Below are 17,267 nucleotides of genomic sequence, written 5' to 3'. Positions count from 1 at the left end.
ACAAATTAATTATAAAATTGATAAAAGGGAGTGGGCAAAGATAGCTACACTTCCTTATATCGATTACTTCTTAAATAACTTCTTTTTGAGCTATTCTCATTTTAAGGACGAGCTAATCAGTTCGCAAAGGAAACGGGTAGAGCATTTAACTTACCTATAATTCCTGTTAGTGCTACGGTTGCTGTGTTGCCTTTGATTGGGAATGTGGATGAGTATCGAATTCGTTGCACAGGAAGTTTAATAGAATCCTGGAACCTTAATCAAGGTTTTTGGGTTCTTTTTTTTGATGTATTCGCAAATTCCCCCAACTTTCACCCCTTAACTTCCGACTTTTCTCCTATTGCTTGGATTAATTCGACATAGAGTAATGGCAAAAAAGGTTGGTTTTCGTCATTTTCATGACTTATTTCCCGAAAAATAACCCCAAGAGGGATTTGGCAAGTTTTCTTTAATTCTATAAATACAACAATTTTAGCTAATTGAAGCCAAAAGGGGACATAAACATGGTCGTGGGAGAAATTATCAGGTTTTATCGAGAAAAAGCTGGACTAACACAGTCTCAGTTAGGAGAAGGAATATGTACGACGACGCACGTGAGTAAAATTGAACGTGGAAAGACAGCTTTCTCTGAAGAGATTATTGCTTTATTTTCTGAAAGGTTGAATATAGATATACACGAAGAGTTGGCCTATCTGCAACAGGTTAAAAAATTTCTGAGAGATTGGCATAATGCGATTATTCTTCGGAAGAAAAAAGAGATTGAGAAGTTGAAAGAAAGGCTTGAAGAGTCAACTATTGTCCAAGCCTCTAAATACGCTGCCCGCCATCAACTTTTGATTGCAAGGTACCATCTATTTCGAAATGAATTGGAGCCAGCATACGAGATTATTAGGAAAGTAGAAAAAGATTACCCTAATATGCTGGCATTTGATTATAATTTATACCTTCATGTGAAGGGGATCTACTATTTAGCCTCATTTAATATCGAAGACCACCAGAAAGCTATTAGTGTGTTAAATCAAATCGATATTAAAGAGTATGGAAATAAGGAGTATTATTTTCACCTAGGAACTGCCTACTTTTTAATTGATTCCAAAGTGATGTCTTTCTTTTATGTTGACAAGGCACTGCAGCACTTTCAGGAAACGAACAATTATATGCAAGCGAATAGGGCCGAAGCGTTAATGTTATTACAGTTGAGTGGGGATTTGTATAGTGATTTTCATTATATTGTATGCAGATATAAGGATTTGATCAGTAATTGTGAGCAATACGGGTTGGAGGAAAATAAGGGCCTTTTAATGAATAATCTTGGGTATGAATATTATAACAGAGGATTATTTGAGGAGGCCAAGTCTTACTTTGAAGAAGCACTGGCACTTGCGGACGAAAACTCAAACAGCTATTTGGTTAGACTGTATAACTTCATTGATAGTTGTATGGAAGGGAAACTTGCTAAAAAACGGGTTCTTCAGCGACTCATCAAGGATGGTGCGAACAAAGCAAAAGAAAGTAGGAATACTTTACATATTACTTTATTTAAATTATTGAGATATCGGGTGGAAGAAGATTATGAAACGTATTATACATTCATGGAAGAAGTTGCGCTCCCGCAATTCTATTCCGGGAAACATGTCCCATTGATGAAACGGTACGGGAAGCTATTGTTTCTTCATTATGTGGGAAGCAATAAACACGAAAAGGCGACGGAAGTATCTTTATATCTATAGAAATAAGATCGCCTGCATTCTGAGGTATGCGGGCTTTTTCATTTTGTCAAAGTCATATGTCTGACTTGTTTCAATTGGGAGAAGCTGTCTGTCCCCTGTAAACGAACTGTGGTAGGATAATAAAAAAATTATATGATTTTCACAGGGGATGACAGCATGCTGGAAGGTAAGATTATTAAATTTTATCGGGAATTTCAGGGGTTAAAGCAAAAGGAGTTAGGAGATGGAATTTGTTCCAGTACCCATATAAGCAAGATAGAGCGGGGATTGACGGAGGTTTCCGATGAAACCATTGATTTTTTATGTAAGCGTTTGGGAATCGAGATGGAAGCGGAAATAAAGAATTATAGGGAGATCGAACAGCTGTTGAAAGAGTGGGATAATGCTATTGTAAAAAAGCTAAAACCGAGGGTGGAATCTATCAAACTACAACTCCAAGGTTTCAACCTTCTACACATGCAGGATTTTTATCGCCTGTATACATTAATCCTTGCAAGATACTATTTATATGTTGGTGAAGGAGGAACCTTGGACGGTTTAATAGAAGAAATGTCGATTTGGACAGATTTAACACCTTATGAAAAGAATTTGTTGCTACATGTTAGGGGAGTTTACCACTTATCCGTGAAGAACAACTACGTGGAGGCACTTGCATGCTTGAAGGAGATTAATCTTGAAGGCTATCCTAATCAAGAGTACTATTATGATTTGGCCCTTGCTTACCATTCGTTAAATTCTAGAGTCTTGGCATTTTTTCATGCAAATAAAGCACTTCAGTATTTCACAAAAATACGCAGTTTCTCCCGTATCATTGAAGCAGAAATGCTCATGGTCATTCAATTAGAACAATCGGAAGACCATCCTACCTTGAGTAAAGAATATCATAGATTGATAGATATGACGGAAGACTATGGGCTCGAACATCAAAAAGCGATGCTCTATCATAATGTTGCCTATCTCTATTTAAGAAATGCTGATTACCTAAAAGCCAGTGAATTTTATAAAAAATCAATGGATGCGAGAGAAATGAGTCATCCTAACTACCTAAGTTCTTTAGAAGGCTACGTGAATGCTTTGACAAAAGAAGGAAAGACGTCTAAGGAAAAACTTTTATTGCTCGTGGATCAAGGGTTGAATTTATCCCAGTCTTCAAATGCTTCTATATTTATCCACATATTCAAGATGCATTATTATTATCTTTCGAACCAGTCAGAGAAATATTACGAATATTTGGAAGTTGAAGCATTTCCATACTTTAAGGAAAAAGGCTATATGCTGCTTGTGGAGCACTATACGGTCGTTCTTTTTGATTATTATATGGAGAAGGATGATATGGAAAAAGCAAACCGCTTTGCTGGGCCGGTGATCAATAAGTTTAGGCGAAATAATCAGTTTGTGTGAGAAAGCTATTATTAATAAAAGTTAGTGGAGCATGGAATCTAAGTAAGATTCCATGCTCCACTATTTTGTTATTGTAGTCCGTATGCTTTTATAATTTCTTGTGTAATCTTGTTGCCTTTGTCATCCCATGCGGAAGCTTTAAGGGAGACGCTTGTAGCTGATTTTGGATTAGTAATGGAAGCGGTAAAAGTGTCGCCATTACGGTTCAATTTCACTTCTTTCCAAGTTGATCCTTCATCAAATGACACTTCAAGTGTTGCACCGTCTACTTCTCCGTAACCAATGGCATCTTGTACCTTTGCTACAGAGATGACAAGTTCCGTAGGTGGGTTCAATTGTGCATTTCCATTTACATCTGTCTCAACTTGGTAGTTCAATGTAAGGAATGGAAGTAATGTTCGTAATGGAAGGAATGAGTTCGATGTTCCTTGGCTCTCTGTCCAAAAAGTCCATTCCGTGTGCGTACGAACAGATGTGTTCCAGCGTTCTGCATCTCGTTTTGCTTCTGTTACTAGGCGGTACTGGGTAGGTTCTTCCGGAGCTATTATGCTGCCAGGGATAGATTGACCTTTCCCTTCTTTTACCAATGTATCACCTAGGTACAATTTATTTGTTTGGTTTTGTACAGAGTGACTATAACCTTTTCCTCCAGTGTTCCCTATACCTGCATCTCCCCATGCCGGTATGTTAAATTGCAAATAATTATTTTGTCGATTTGGAGTCCAGTACCCAACTCCTAATGCAGGACGAACCACAGGTGAAAACCAGTTTTCTACAAGTTTTTGCCCCTTTTCATATTCTGCTAGAGGTTGACGGATTTCCCATGATGCATCTAGGATATTTGCCTGGTGATACCAATACGTATCTTTTGTAGCAGAAACATATTCGGTTCTAGTGGTAGGGAAGGAAATCTTGTTTAGGAAACCAATAGCACGAACTGTGTATGGTCTCATGTCGAATCGGAATTCTCCACCATCTGTTTCAATATGAGAGTTGTAATTTGTTTCGACTTTAGCAAGTTCATTGTTTTTCGGCTCGTAAGCTAATGAAGTCGGAACGAAATCTGGATGAACATAATCTAGGTCATAGACATAAGGAGTGTCTTTAGTGCCTTCTGTATGAAGTTGTACATTGTCAGAACTAATCGTGTTAATTAGCCTTTCACCTTCTGACATACTAATCGCAGCTACAGTAATAGGTACCTCTGTATATCCAGGTATACGAACCACAGTGTTATATTCCACATCTTCGTAGTTGGCGATAATCAATAGCTTCGCACCGGCAGCAACAGCTGCAGCAGCCTGTTCGGAAGTGCTGATTGTCTTGCTGCGATTAACCACCACCGCTTTTCCTTGTGCATCTAAGCCTTCATAATCAGCCTGTGTTCCTTCTTTTGCGTAGATTGTATCTAGGTTATGCTTACCTTCCAGAAGAGTACTTCCAGGCATCACAATATCATCAAGCTCTACACCATTATATGCCATGGTCAGGTAAGGCTTTATCAAGCGCCAGCGCGTTAAGAATTCAAACTCACCAAACATTGTTTTTTCGGTTGGTGCAGCATATAGGTGATCAACCCATACAGGCATCAGATAGACGCTATGGACAGTTCCTTGGCCGATTGTCTGGTAATATTCCATACGCTGATGAACCGGTTCTGTCTCCTTAGGGACCTTCACTGTGATTTTATTGGCTTTTCTAGCATCCAATTCCACTGTCTTCGGTCCATCAAGTACCACTTCCGGCTCCCCTACAAGAGCAACGCCCTGATGGTCTGTATTTACATCCACGTCCATCATGGACATGACAGAATAAGTACCCTTTTTCAAACGAAGTTCTCTTGTTCCTGGGACTGCAATCGATTCTGGTCGCATGTTTTCTGTGAATAGGACTACATATGCAAGGGCAGGTGAACCGTCACGGTCGGTCGCATTCAAGGTTAATGTGTATCGCTCATCTTCTTTGACTGTGGCCATTGTCGTGTGCACCAGTTCTTGCCCGTTGGCACTGGCTGTTAAGTGACCTTGGTATCGTTGACCGCTTTCTCCATGTGCAGGGTCTACTGTTACTTTGACGTCAGCCGTCCCATTAGCTGGCACAGTAACGGTTGTTTGTGCCAGTGTCAGCATGCCCTCAGGAGCTGCATTGCCATTTGCATCTGCAAAAGTAGCTTCAAGGTCAAGGGTGATGTCTTGGTCGCTTTCATTAGTGTACGTTACTGTTTTCTCTACAGGAGTGGCCTCATCATGTGGCCATTGGAAGAAGCCGAATGAAATGGAACCTGTTGCTCTAATGTCTGTATTTAATGCTTTTACGATATCAATGCGCCCAGTCCCGATATGGTATGGCTGGTAGTTAGGCAGTTTTTTCGCTGTGTTCATAATTGTTTCTTTTAGTTCTTGAGGAGTGGCTTCAGGATTTTGTTGTAAAAGAATAGCCACTGCTCCTGCTACGTGAGGTGTAGCCATGGATGTACCGTTTTTACTAGTGTAAGAACCTGTGCTGGATGCGTATTGAGAACGCGCGGCCATGATTCCTACTCCAGGTGCGGAAACATCAGGCTTTAATGCCATGTCACCAAGTCTTGGACCTTTGGAGGAGAAACTGGCCAGTCTGTCTGACTTGTCCACTGCACCGATTGTAAGTGCGGCATCTGCTGCACCAGGGGATCCAACTGTTCCTTCACCGTAGCTGTTACCTGCTGCAATAACAAATAATGTTCCATGCTCTTCTGTTAGGGTATTAACTGCTTGTGCCATAGGGTCCGTGCCGTCACTACCGGATTGGCTACCAAGACTCATGTTTACTACATCGGCATTTTGAGCTGCCCATTCCATTCCTTCGATGATCCATGATGCAAGACCAGATCCGGAATCAGCAAGCACTTTTCCTACTAGCAATCTAGCATCTGGTGCAACACCTTTATGTTGGCCGCCAGAAGCAGCGCCTGTTCCAAGGATAGTAGAAGCAACATGTGTGCCGTGTCCGTTTTTATCTAAAACTTCTTCTCCAGGTACAAAGCTTATTGCTTCATCCAGTTGAGGAGCGATGTCAGGATGTGTAGGATCAATTCCACTATCAAGGACGGCCACCTTGATGCCTTCCCCAGTTAAACCTGACTCCCAAGCAGTGTGTGTTCCAATCTGTGGAACACTTTGGTGAAGGGTAGCTTCTACACGAGCATCTAACCAAATCTTTTCAATTGCATAGTTAAGTTGTATGGATTCTGGTTTTGATGGGTCCGTCTTTTTTGACTGTACATCTTTCCAGAAAGTTTTGGCTTCCTCTTTGTTGGTTGCTAAAGCAGCAGCGTTGATACTCTTAAGATCACGTTGTTTCTTTGCGCCTTTTGGAGCAGTTTTTGTGGAAGCGGCTCTTGCCTTCGTTTCTTCGTATTCGACAATGACAGGGACAGTAGAACTGTTTTTATCATCAAATTGGTATTCTATTAGTTTTGTAATGTTGAAAAGGTTGTGATCAAGCTTTCCTTCTGCCAAGTAAGGCATCACGGCATTCGGATACACATATGTATCGTCACCGACTGTGATGACACGAATGCCATCACCATTGTTTTCGGCAGGTTCTACATTTATGACACTCTTTCCAGTTGGCAGAGCAGTTACATGAACGATATCACCGGTTATTAGGGTGATTTTAGAGTCCTCGGTTCCCAGTTGATCGTTGATGATGGTTGGTTCATTGTTTGTCGTTGATTGGGTGTTTGCTCCTAGTGCCTGACCTTGAAAAAGGGAAGTGGCAAGCATGAAAACGGCGATAATTGCTATAAAAAAAGTTTTAATTGTTGGCTTTCGCATGTGCATTCTCCTGTTCTGATAGTTGTTATTGAAGAGTATGTAATTCTAAGAAGTTGATTGATTGGTAGAGTGGAATAGAGCGGGAATTCACCTCCTGGGATGTTTTGTGTGGTTAAATGTTACAAGCCTCTAGTTGAAATTCTTTGGAGAGTTATAGTGTAGTTGGTGATTCATGATGCGAAGTTAATTGAATTGTAAATGCTGTATGAGTGTGCTGACAAATGGTGTTTTCAGTAGGTCTGGAGAACCAGTAAAAAGCCGAAAAAAGCGGAAAAACGGACCGGAATTTACTCTGGAATGTTTCCTAAGTACTGAATAAGAGGCGGGGAATTGGGGTTTTGGGAAGAAAGAGGTTAAAAAGGGGTCTTACAAGGGGTCTGACCCGCTGTGCGTTCGGATCTCGGCAAAGGAGGGAGATGAAGACGTTTTGGGGCCTGAATTTGGGTTGGAAGTGTCTTCATGCAGTGTATGAAGACATTTTTAGTCAGAAAAAATGGAGGGAAGTGTCTTCATAGTGGTGATGAAGACACTTTCGTGGCTGAAAGTTAGTTGAAATGGTCTTCATGACAAAAAAGAAGACAGGCGTGAGTGAAAATATGCACTCGCGCCTGTCTCCATTTAACTTCAATCTCCAAACCAATTCTACGGCAATTCACTAGTCATGCGACTTCAAGTAGCTCTCCACAAGTTCTTGAAGATTTCTCCAATCCGGCCCACCTTTAGAAACAAAATCCTCGTTCCCTCTTAGGCTATCCATTGCACTCTCCACCAGGAAACGCCTCGGCGCAATACCATTTTTTCCGTTTAACTCCTGTTGAATAAAATCCAACAGTTCGGCTAAACGTTCATAATCAGCCACACCAGAAAGAGTTTTCTTTAAGTCACTCACCGCATGAGTAATAGCATGTGGAAGCGGCAATTCTTTGTCCCCTTCTTGTGGCACCCATCGCGCCATCGACTCCGCTTCTACTAGAACCTCACCCGACTCCGCTACATCTTCCACAATTTTCACCAAGCGATTGACACTGTATTGCACAACTCTATGAATATCCAGCTTCTTGTCGTGTGTCATGGTGTAGTATCGAATGCCGTGGTTCAGGATCCCAAGATACATAATGGCACAGTCCCACAGATATTCCCGTTTTTCCTCGCCGAAAATCTCTAAGAATCGTTGATGGACCCATCTCAGCATCCTTAGCTGACTCTTTTGAATGAAATCTTTTAACTCTGAATCATTAATGAAGATGACTTCTTCAAAAAGGGAAATCAATTTGTTTGCCCTATTCGTCTCCATTTGAAGTTCAAACTGTTTGATGAAAATGTTTATGTCAGACGGGTCTTGACCAATTAGGAGGTCATTCCGTTCTTTTTCCATTTTATTATATAAAGTTTTAAACAACTCTATTAAAAGTTCGTTTTTGGAAGAAAAATAGTTATATAAGGTACCCTTGGCAATTCCGCTTTCGTCCAGAATGTCCTGGATTGAAGTCGTCTGAAAGCCTTTTTCAATAAATAGTTTATGAGCACACATGAGAACATGCAGTTTGCGATCCTTCATTTTATCACCTAACTAAAATAGACTGGTGGTACAAAAATAATAGTACACGAAAATATCCCTTTACACAAATAGCAAATTAACAAAGTTTTCAAGATTGATAAATATGAACTGATGGTATAAAATTGGGGTAGATGTAATAGTAGTATAAAAAATGAACTGTTAGTATAAATGGAGGAGAAAGAATGCAGCAAGCAGTACCAAACACCACTATAAGTCGTCCACCATACGGTATTTTGGCCATTTTGATGATCGGCGCGTTTATTGCTTTTTTAAATAATACATTATTGAATATTGCCCTGCCGTCCATCATGACGGAACTTCAAGTGGGTCCTTCGACGGTTCAGTGGCTAACAACCGGCTTCATGTTGGTCAACGGGGTATTAATCCCGACCACAGCCTTCCTTATTCAGAAGTATTCTGTTCGGAACTTGTTCATTGTCGCCATGGGTCTTTTTGCCGTTGGGACACTGATGGCCGGTTTTGCACCGGTTTTCGGGGTTCTTTTAGCAGGGCGAATGATGCAGGCGTCCGGGTCGGCGATCTTAATGCCGCTATTGATGAATGTCATGTTGGTCAGCTTCCCGATTGAAAAACGCGGAACTGCAATGGGGGTTTTCGGTCTGATCATGATGGGGGCACCTGCCATCGGGCCGACGCTTTCCGGTTGGTTAATTGAACATTATGATTGGAGAATGCTTTTCCACTTTGTTTCTCCGATTGCGATTGCCGTCTTGCTTTTAGGCGTAGTCCTATTAAAAGATAGAAAAGAAAAACAGGATATTCGTTTGGATCAAATTTCTGTTGTCTTATCGAGTGTAGGTTTTGGTGGATTATTGTATGGATTCAGTTCTGCTGGATCTAAGGGATGGGATAGTCCGCTCGTTTACGGAACGATTGCAATTGGGACGATATCGTTAGTTTGGTTCATTTTACGTCAGCTTGGAAAAGAAAAACCGATGCTGAACTTCCGAATCTATCGTTATCCGATGTTTGCTTTATCATCTGCCATATCGATGGTTATCACGATGGCGATGTTTTCCGGGATGATCTTGCTGCCGATTTATGTGCAGACGATCCGAGGGATTTCACCATTAGATGCAGGATTGTTGATGTTACCGGGAGCAATTGTGATGGCGTTGATGTCACCGATCACAGGGAAGTTGTTTGATAAGTACGGTGGCCGCGCGCTTGCCATTACCGGTTTGTCTATTACCGTTGTAACGACGTATTTCTTCAGTCAGTTGACATTCGAAACAACTTACACGCAACTGTTGATTTTATATACTGTTAGGATGTTCGGAATGTCCATGGTGTTCATGCCTGTTTCCACAAACGGGTTGAATCAGCTTCCTACTCGTTTCTATCCGCACGGTACCGCGATGAACAACACGCTGCAACAGGTGTCTGGAGCGATTGGAACGGCGTTGCTTGTGACATTGATGTCTACACGGGCGGAGAGTGTTGGTCGCGAACTTTCAGGAGATGCCATGGCAGCGTTGGGTGCGAATCCATCCACCGAGGCCATTGCAGGTGTCCAGCAGCAAGTCATGATGCAAGGAATGTTAGAAGGAATCAACTTTGCCTTTTTCGTGTCGACGTTTATCGCGGTGGTTGCGCTTGTGTTGTCTTTCTTTATTAAGCGGGCGACACAGGCGGAGGATCCACACGCAGAAGTGGAGCCAGAGCCGATTGGTGAGCTAGCCGGTGCTGGTGGTAAGCGAAAGGTAGAGACAAAATTGGTGGGGAATAATTAAATTTTGTGTGAGGGACGTCCGCTTCTGCCTTTTGGGTGGGGGCGGATTTTTTGTTGTTGGGTCGAGGTGATATGTATCGATTAATGGCGGAATGTGTCGAATGGCATTTTCTACGTGTCTGGTTTTTATTTTTAGCGGTTTTCACGCATAATGGATATAAGAGAAATTTTACTAGTGGGAGGAAGATACAACTATGATAACCGAAGTAGCATTTTTTAATATTAATGAAGGAATGGAAGCCGATTTTAAAAAAGATTTTGAAGTAGTAGCTAAAGAAACAATCGCTCAATCAAAAGGCTATATCGCCCACACTTTACATAAATGCGTCGAGACAGAAGGGAAGTATATGGTGCAAGTGGAATGGGAAACTCTTGAGGATCATATGAAAGGTTTTGTGGGCTCTGACTTATTTAAAGAATGGGTTAAGAAAATGGACCATTATTTTAAACCTGATATATATATGGAACATTTTCAGCTAATTAAGTAATTTGAATTAAGCACAATTTAAAACAAGGGGAAAAGGAAATGCCAAGAAAACAATTAGAAAAAGCATTAAAGTCAGCCAAAGCAAGCATGGAGGCTTCTGGTTTTCATATTAATGAGCAGCACACCGACTTGGTTCGGCGCAACCTATCTGGTGAACTTACCGATGAGGAGTTTAATAAGGAAGTAATGAAACTGGTTAAAGCAAAAGGGGGACAAAATGACGGAGGATCCACATAAGGAAGAACACTATCATTTATACATATACGGGTTTTTGGCAATAGCATTTATCTTAAATCTATTGCTGCATCTAATTTATCCCTTCCTTCCAAAGATGAGCACCTCTAGTTATCAAAGCTTAAATGAGTTCTCTGGTGCAACGTTTTTCATCTTTTATTTTTTTATTCTGGTGTTTGTCATAGTGGTTGGTGGGATGGTTTATTTTGTTAGTATTCATTTAATTCGTTTCCTGAAACTAAAAAAACTGGCTTCTCAAGTAACTTTATTTATGATTCTAGGCTGTTTCTCTGGCTTTATTTTGCCGATATTCCCAACAACGAAAATAATATTTTCTGGGGTTCATATAAATGTAAAGGTAAATCTATATCTTGCATTCGGCTTGTTGATGGGGATTGGTATAGCAGGGATTTATTCAATAATAAAAAAGAAGTCCACTTAAAAATACACATGCTCACCAAGCATGTGTATTTTTGGGTTCTAAATTACTACTGTAAGCGAGTATGTATTACTTGTGTGTTTTCCTAATTTCATTTAAATGGAATGATTGGAAAAATGTCACCATTTTTAAAGGTTCTTAGCCATTTGTGTCGAAATTAACTATAGGTATTAATGACTACGACCATAGGAGAGAGAGATGCGAACTAGACTACCGATACTTTTATTGTGTGTACTGTTGTTTTGGAGTGGTTTTTTTCCAGTGAATTCAATTGTATTTGCAGAAGAAGACCCCATACATAAAAATCGAAATGTGACATTGATTTATGATGACTCTGGAAGTATGTGGTTCACTTATGAAGATGGTGATACGAGTAAAGAGTTACCAAGTGATAACTGGAAGTTTGCCAACTACTCTTTGCAAAGTTTGATTTCACTGCTTGGGCCAGAAGATGAGCTGTCCGTTGTGCGGATGAGCAACTCCCAAAATATTGATGAAATTGGCATTAGCTATTCTAGCAGACAACGTGAAATCAACCGTATTCCAGGCTGGGACGAACAGAAGGGAACACCATTCCAAACCGTTCTGACCTCTATTGACAACATGAAAAAAGCGGTCGAACAAAATCCGCCCAGTGATTTTTGGTTCATTATCATCATGGATGGAGTTTTTAATGACTTGGACACATCCTTTGAAGAGGACAGCGCCAAACTCTCCCAAAATTATGAGATTGCCAGAAAATCGCTTGAGGACCTGGCAGACTATATGAAACAAAAAGAAGTGAAGTTTAATAGTATCCTCGTTACCATTGAATCATTCCTTACAGAGGATGAGATTTCACAGATGGAAGAGTTCAAAGGGATGTTCCAAGAAGCAACAGGCGGCATCCAATTGACAGCTGATAACGAATCGGAAATTATTGAACGAATCAACGAGGTGGCGGCACTGATTACCAACCGTGACCCAAATACCACTGAAACAGATAGCACATTTGACCTGAACCCGACATTTTCCAATGAAGGGCAGGAAGTAACGATACAGACCCCTTTTCCCTTAAGAAGACTCACCGTCCTACATCAGACTACAGGCAGCCAGTTGGAATGGGAGATTAATAAAGTTAACTACAACGGCGAAGCGAGCCAACTTACCACTGACGGACCTTTCTACATGAAGACACCCAATGATCCTAACAAATTAAGAGGCGATATTTACGGCGGCGTATCCCATATTGCACCAGAAAATCCAGAAGGAAGTCTGCAAGCAGGGGAATATACCATCAGCTTCAACAAACCTCTGACCCCTCAAGAGCAAGAAAGCTTTCAGTTTATTGCTGAACCATCACTAGATTTTGATATCACGATACATAAACTTGAGAGCGACGGAACTTGGAATAACGAGCCGGAAACCTTTTTTTACGAAGCGGAAATGATGATGGAAGTGGAACTTTTTCCAAGTGATAGATCACAAGGGAAGGTCTCTTTCAACCAGATGAATCCTGACCAAGAAATCGAGGTTACAGCAAAAATTCAAGATGAAACTTTCACACTCTCATGGAATGAAGAACGGCAGAGCTTTACGGGACCGTTCACCATGCCAACCGAACCAACGGAAGCGACCGTTACGACAATTGTAAAAGGGTTCTACCAGGACACCAAAACTCTCCCACTCGAAGGAGTAGAAGACAGGCAACTCAGCCTCCAAACACTGACATCGGATTGGAGCCATCCGCTTGATCAACTCCAAAACACTACACCAATTACGATTCAGCCGTATGTGGATGAACGTGAAATGACGGAAGCGGAACTAACCGAGTTGTTTGATAACATCAAGGTCACGACTGAAGAGAATGTTCAATATGAAATAAAGCAAAATGGCAACCAAATTGAACTCTATCCTAAAGCCTATATCGTACCTGCATTCACTTCCATAGGAGATATTCATTTCTTGGTGGAGCTGAAGGGACGGTATGAGGGAGAGGGTGCACAAATTGAGGTGGGAGCCAACATCCAGGACATCCCTTTTCTCGATAAGTACGGAAAACTATTAGGTATCTCCGCCCTTGTTTTCTTATTTCTGTATTGGTTGATTGGAGTCATAAGGAAGCCGCGGTTCGACCGTCATGGCGCGATCATCAATCTGCAATCTATTCAGAAAGTGAATGGGATGGAACTTCCCGGCAGAGATACAGAATACGATTTTAAGACAAATCTTTTTTTAAAGTACTTTTACCCCTATAGAGCTGAAAAAAAATTGATTGGCAACCTAACTTTTAAAGCGACAAGGGATAAAGATAAAATCTTGCTTGTAAAAGATTGTCAAAGTAAAGATATGAGAATCGGCTATACCCGCCTTGGAGAAGGTGCCGGAGTAGAGGACATCATTATTTATGAAGGAGATAAGATTACAACAGAGTCGCAAGTGAGCAAAGAAGTTTATCATTTTACGAGATAAAAAACAGGTGATAAGGGAGGAAGTAAAATGGCGAATAATGCACCAACAATATTAGTGGGATTAGGTGGAGTAGGCTGTACAGTCGTAAATACGATATATGGAAATATACCGGTGGAACGTCGAGACAGTGTGGCTGTTCATGCGTTTGATACAGATGTGAACACGATTGTCGGAATGGAGCATCTTGAAGGAAGCATCACGCAGACAAGTACGCTGAAAACTGTCGGGCAGTATCTTCATGGAAACCCTTCCTTATTGACATGGTTCCCGGATAGTCCGCATCTTCAAGACAAATCGATGACGGCAGGAGCGGGGCAAGTCCGTTCCGTTTCCAGACTTGCGTTTCGGGCTGCAATGGCAGAAGGGAAGATGAATGGACTTTGGGATGATATTGATAAAATTTTCCCTGTGACCACAGATAAAATGGTGCATGGTATCCGTGTAATTATCATCAGTTCCCTTGCCGGTGGGACCGGTTCTGGAATTTTTCTACAGGTGGCAATGAACATCAGGGAAATGTTAAAAAGGAAATTTGGCCATTCTAGCATATTGATAAGAGGTGCATTCCTGTTACCTGATATTCTCGTGAATACACGCACGATTAATGAACGAGAGTATGAGTCGGTTCGTGCTAACGGCTATGCAAGTTTAAAAGAGTTAAATGCCATCATGATGAGTGCGACCAACCAGCTGACGAATCGGCCTGATGTGACGATAGACCTCGAGTACCGCCCGAATCAGGTAGATATTGAGGGGCGAAACACCCATGCGATCCAGGCGGGCCAGCGTCCATATGATTTCTGTTTCCTCTATGACTATGAAAATCTGCAAGGTAAGCACTTGCATTCTATCAGTCAGTACGTGGACCAGGTGTCACAAACTATTTACCTGCAACTTTTTAGTCCATTGTCTAATAAGCATTTCTCGCAGGAAGATAACCAAATTCTCCAAATCATTGATTCAGAAGGCATGGGGCGCTATTGCGGGGCGGCAGCTTCTACTATCAACTTTCCGTATGAGGATGTGGTGGAGTATTGTGCGCTGAAATGGGCAACTTCCGGTTTGGATGAGTCTTGGTTGTCTTTGGATCGCCGGTTTGAGGAAGAGCGTACCCGTTATGAAAAGGACCTTCGGAGCGGGATTAACCGGGAGCGTCCGGAAAAAGGGAAGCGCTATATTTGGCATTTAGAGCAGATGGCAAATGGGGAGAAACCGAACCCATTCTTCAAGCTCGCCCACAATCAAGTTCGGGTTGAATTGGATAAGGGTGAATACGGGGAGTATAAATCCTCTCTTTTCCTCAAGGCCGTAGAAGGAAAAGTTATGGAAGTGTTGCATAACGACAGTGTTCTGAAAACATTTGAAAGCAACTGCCAACCAAGTAATGTTCGCCTAAATGTGCGTGATCATGCCCGCAAAGAGATTTCTGATACGGAGGCAAATCTTACACTCTATTACGAACAAATCAAAAATAAAGTCTATGAATATCGTTCTTTTATCGCCCATCAAATTTTGGATCAGGATTGTGATGCACCAAATGGATCAGAAGGGCAAGATTACCGCCTGAATACATGGTTTATTCAAAAACCGTCCCCACTTCATCCTGTTGCCACAAGGTTTATGCTGTATCAAATCAGTGAGCGAATCAACGACAAAATTTTAGAAATCAGAAATCAAAACATGGAGTTAAAGGAAAACATCGATAATTATAAAGATGTTTTTGATATCCGTCAGACCGATCGTAAGGAAACGGCCATTGAACGTGTGGATTTAGCGCTGAACCAAAAGTTCCTGCGCTCCCTGATTTCCAATGAGTTCAAATCATTTATCAGCGATTATAAAACGAAGTCCAATCGTCAACTGAGCAATCTTAATGCCTACAAGGAAGGAATGTTGTTAGAGCTTGTGCTCACTTCCGTCAACCAGGCAATTCAAAGCATGATTCGTGACTGGGAGCGTTTCTTTGACAACTTGAAGGACACGCGTGACAGCTTGTTGGTCGAGACGAACCAAAGGGCAGTCCAATATGAAGAAGAAGTAGATCCGACTAAGGAGTATGTTCTTGCGACAAAAGAATTACAGGAAAACATGTGGCAAAGCATTCGTCCATCTGTTGACCAGGGCATGCTTCCTGATGATATCTCCGGACAGATCTATCTCAGTCACTACCGCCAATATTGCAGCCGCAATGAAGCATCCTACAGTAATTATGTGGAGGAGCTGAAAGTCGAAGAACTGTTCCGTGATAATGTATTGGCCTACTGCCGAGAGGAGCTTCGTTCACGGTTCAATGACCGCCTGGATCTTAGTATTGTTCAAGCGTTACGAAAAGAGGCGCAGTTCAAGCAGGTGGATGCGGATGAGTATTTGACAGAGCGCATCAGCAGCATCAACCAATTGTCCAGTCCGTTTATTCCACGGATTGATAACGCGCGCGAATTGAAGTTCTGGGGAATTCATACGGAAGCGTCCCAACATCTGAAGGAGCAAATTGCACTTCAAGTGTTCGGTGGCAAGGATATTAAGAATGATGCTTTCTCCAAGTACGAAATTGTATCCTATAAAGCGCACTATGGATTAAGTGTGAGTGATTTTGGCAAGTTCTCATCAGGGAAAAAATCGGCCAGCCATACACAAGAGCCTGGTGTTTATTACGAGTCTTACCGTCGCAGAGTGGATCGCCTGAACAAAGGTGCTTCGACGGTTACGCCACACTTAGATAAACGCTGGCACCTTCCAGCTTTTATGCCAGACTTGAATCCAGAGCAGGTAAAATTGGATACAGAAAAGAATGATCGAGCTTTCCTGCTTGGCCTTATCCATGGCTATGTATACCTAGGAACGGAGGCTGGTCGCAATGTGTATCTTTATAACGGATTGACGGGAACGTCTCTCATTTTAAAAGGTGGAACAGTCGTACCGGAGGAATTCTATAGTCTTCATAACGCACTGAGCCATAACCCGGCAATTTATGAAGAGATTTTGGACAGAGCGGCTACGAAGGAACTTGATGATATTCGTAGAGTAAAAGATATCGAAGAACACACTTTCCTTACTGGTTCCAAGCGTCTTGCCACCGTTCCGAAAGATGGTATCACATCTATTTTAGATGCGGTGTTGGCCTATGAAACAGAAGGGATGGGAGATGAGACGTTACCGGAGATCGGGCAACGCCTTCGTATGACATTACTTGAAGAAATTACAGGCTACTTTTCAAGAGCCTATGGCAACCATCGTGCCAATCAAGCGCGAATCGATGCTGCCAAATTCATTGAAAGTATGTGGGAGGATTCAGAATTCCGCCATGTGGCTGAAAAAAATAGCACCGAGTATTTAAAATGGAAGAACTTGATCGAGAAAACACTGAATTCCTTAAAGCAGCACTCGTAAAGGCGGTTT

Annotated in this window: 10 protein-coding genes; 8 read left to right on the top strand and 2 right to left on the bottom strand. The window is 41.7% G+C overall.

Annotated elements, in window-relative coordinates:
- The first annotated feature begins 503 nt into the window (after nucleotides 1-503).
- Together LC091_RS14825 and LC091_RS14820 are read left to right on the top strand one after the other, a co-directional pair.
- The gene (locus LC091_RS14825; RefSeq protein WP_226682812.1) at nucleotides 504-1,730 is read left to right on the top strand and encodes a helix-turn-helix domain-containing protein; all 1,227 of its coding nucleotides are present in this window, start codon (nucleotides 504-506) and stop codon (nucleotides 1,728-1,730) included.
- Between the two features lie 156 nt (nucleotides 1,731-1,886).
- Nucleotides 1,887-3,131 (top strand): helix-turn-helix domain-containing protein, encoded by a 1,245-nt coding sequence (locus LC091_RS14820; protein WP_226682811.1) that lies wholly within the window; start codon nucleotides 1,887-1,889, stop codon nucleotides 3,129-3,131.
- Between the two features lie 68 nt (nucleotides 3,132-3,199).
- On the opposite strand, the gene LC091_RS14815 is transcribed toward LC091_RS14820, so the two are convergent.
- Nucleotides 3,200-6,946: a S8 family peptidase gene (locus tag LC091_RS14815; protein ID WP_226682810.1), complete on the bottom strand. Its 3,747-nt coding sequence runs from the start codon at nucleotides 6,944-6,946 to the stop codon at nucleotides 3,200-3,202.
- A 655-nt stretch (nucleotides 6,947-7,601) separates the two neighbouring features.
- Entirely contained in the window at nucleotides 7,602-8,504 is a 903-nt protein-coding gene (locus LC091_RS14810; protein WP_226682809.1) for a TetR/AcrR family transcriptional regulator, read from the bottom strand.
- Nucleotides 8,505-8,686: 182 nt separating this feature from the next.
- On the opposite strand from LC091_RS14810, the gene LC091_RS14805 reads away from it, so the two are divergent.
- From LC091_RS14805 to LC091_RS14780, 6 genes are all read left to right on the top strand, one after another.
- Entirely contained in the window at nucleotides 8,687-10,258 is a 1,572-nt protein-coding gene (locus tag LC091_RS14805) for a DHA2 family efflux MFS transporter permease subunit (RefSeq protein ID WP_226682808.1), read from the top strand.
- A 193-nt stretch (nucleotides 10,259-10,451) separates the two neighbouring features.
- Nucleotides 10,452-10,745 carry an antibiotic biosynthesis monooxygenase family protein gene (locus LC091_RS14800; protein WP_226682807.1) on the top strand — a complete coding sequence of 98 codons (294 nt, stop codon included), beginning with the start codon at nucleotides 10,452-10,454 and terminating at the stop codon, nucleotides 10,743-10,745.
- A gap of 38 nt (nucleotides 10,746-10,783) precedes the next feature.
- Nucleotides 10,784-10,981, top strand: a complete 198-nt coding sequence (locus LC091_RS14795) for an antitoxin VbhA family protein (protein WP_226682806.1) — start codon at nucleotides 10,784-10,786, stop codon at nucleotides 10,979-10,981.
- Nucleotides 10,962-11,420 (top strand): hypothetical protein, encoded by a 459-nt coding sequence (locus LC091_RS14790; protein ID WP_226682805.1) that lies wholly within the window; start codon nucleotides 10,962-10,964, stop codon nucleotides 11,418-11,420. Before LC091_RS14795 ends, LC091_RS14790 begins: the two co-directional genes overlap by 20 nt.
- A gap of 258 nt (nucleotides 11,421-11,678) precedes the next feature.
- The gene (locus tag LC091_RS14785) at nucleotides 11,679-13,868 is read left to right on the top strand and encodes a hypothetical protein (RefSeq protein WP_226682804.1); all 2,190 of its coding nucleotides are present in this window, start codon (nucleotides 11,679-11,681) and stop codon (nucleotides 13,866-13,868) included.
- Nucleotides 13,869-13,895: 27 nt separating this feature from the next.
- Nucleotides 13,896-17,258 carry a tubulin-like doman-containing protein gene (locus LC091_RS14780; protein ID WP_226682803.1) on the top strand — a complete coding sequence of 1,121 codons (3,363 nt, stop codon included), beginning with the start codon at nucleotides 13,896-13,898 and terminating at the stop codon, nucleotides 17,256-17,258.
- Nucleotides 17,259-17,267: the final 9 nt, after the last annotated feature.

This window comes from Sutcliffiella horikoshii (assembly GCF_020524325.1).
Lineage (GTDB): Bacteria > Bacillota > Bacilli > Bacillales > Bacillaceae_I > Sutcliffiella_A > Sutcliffiella_A horikoshii_D.
Note: the sequence above shows the minus strand (reverse complement) of the source record. Positions and strands in the feature narration are given on the sequence as shown.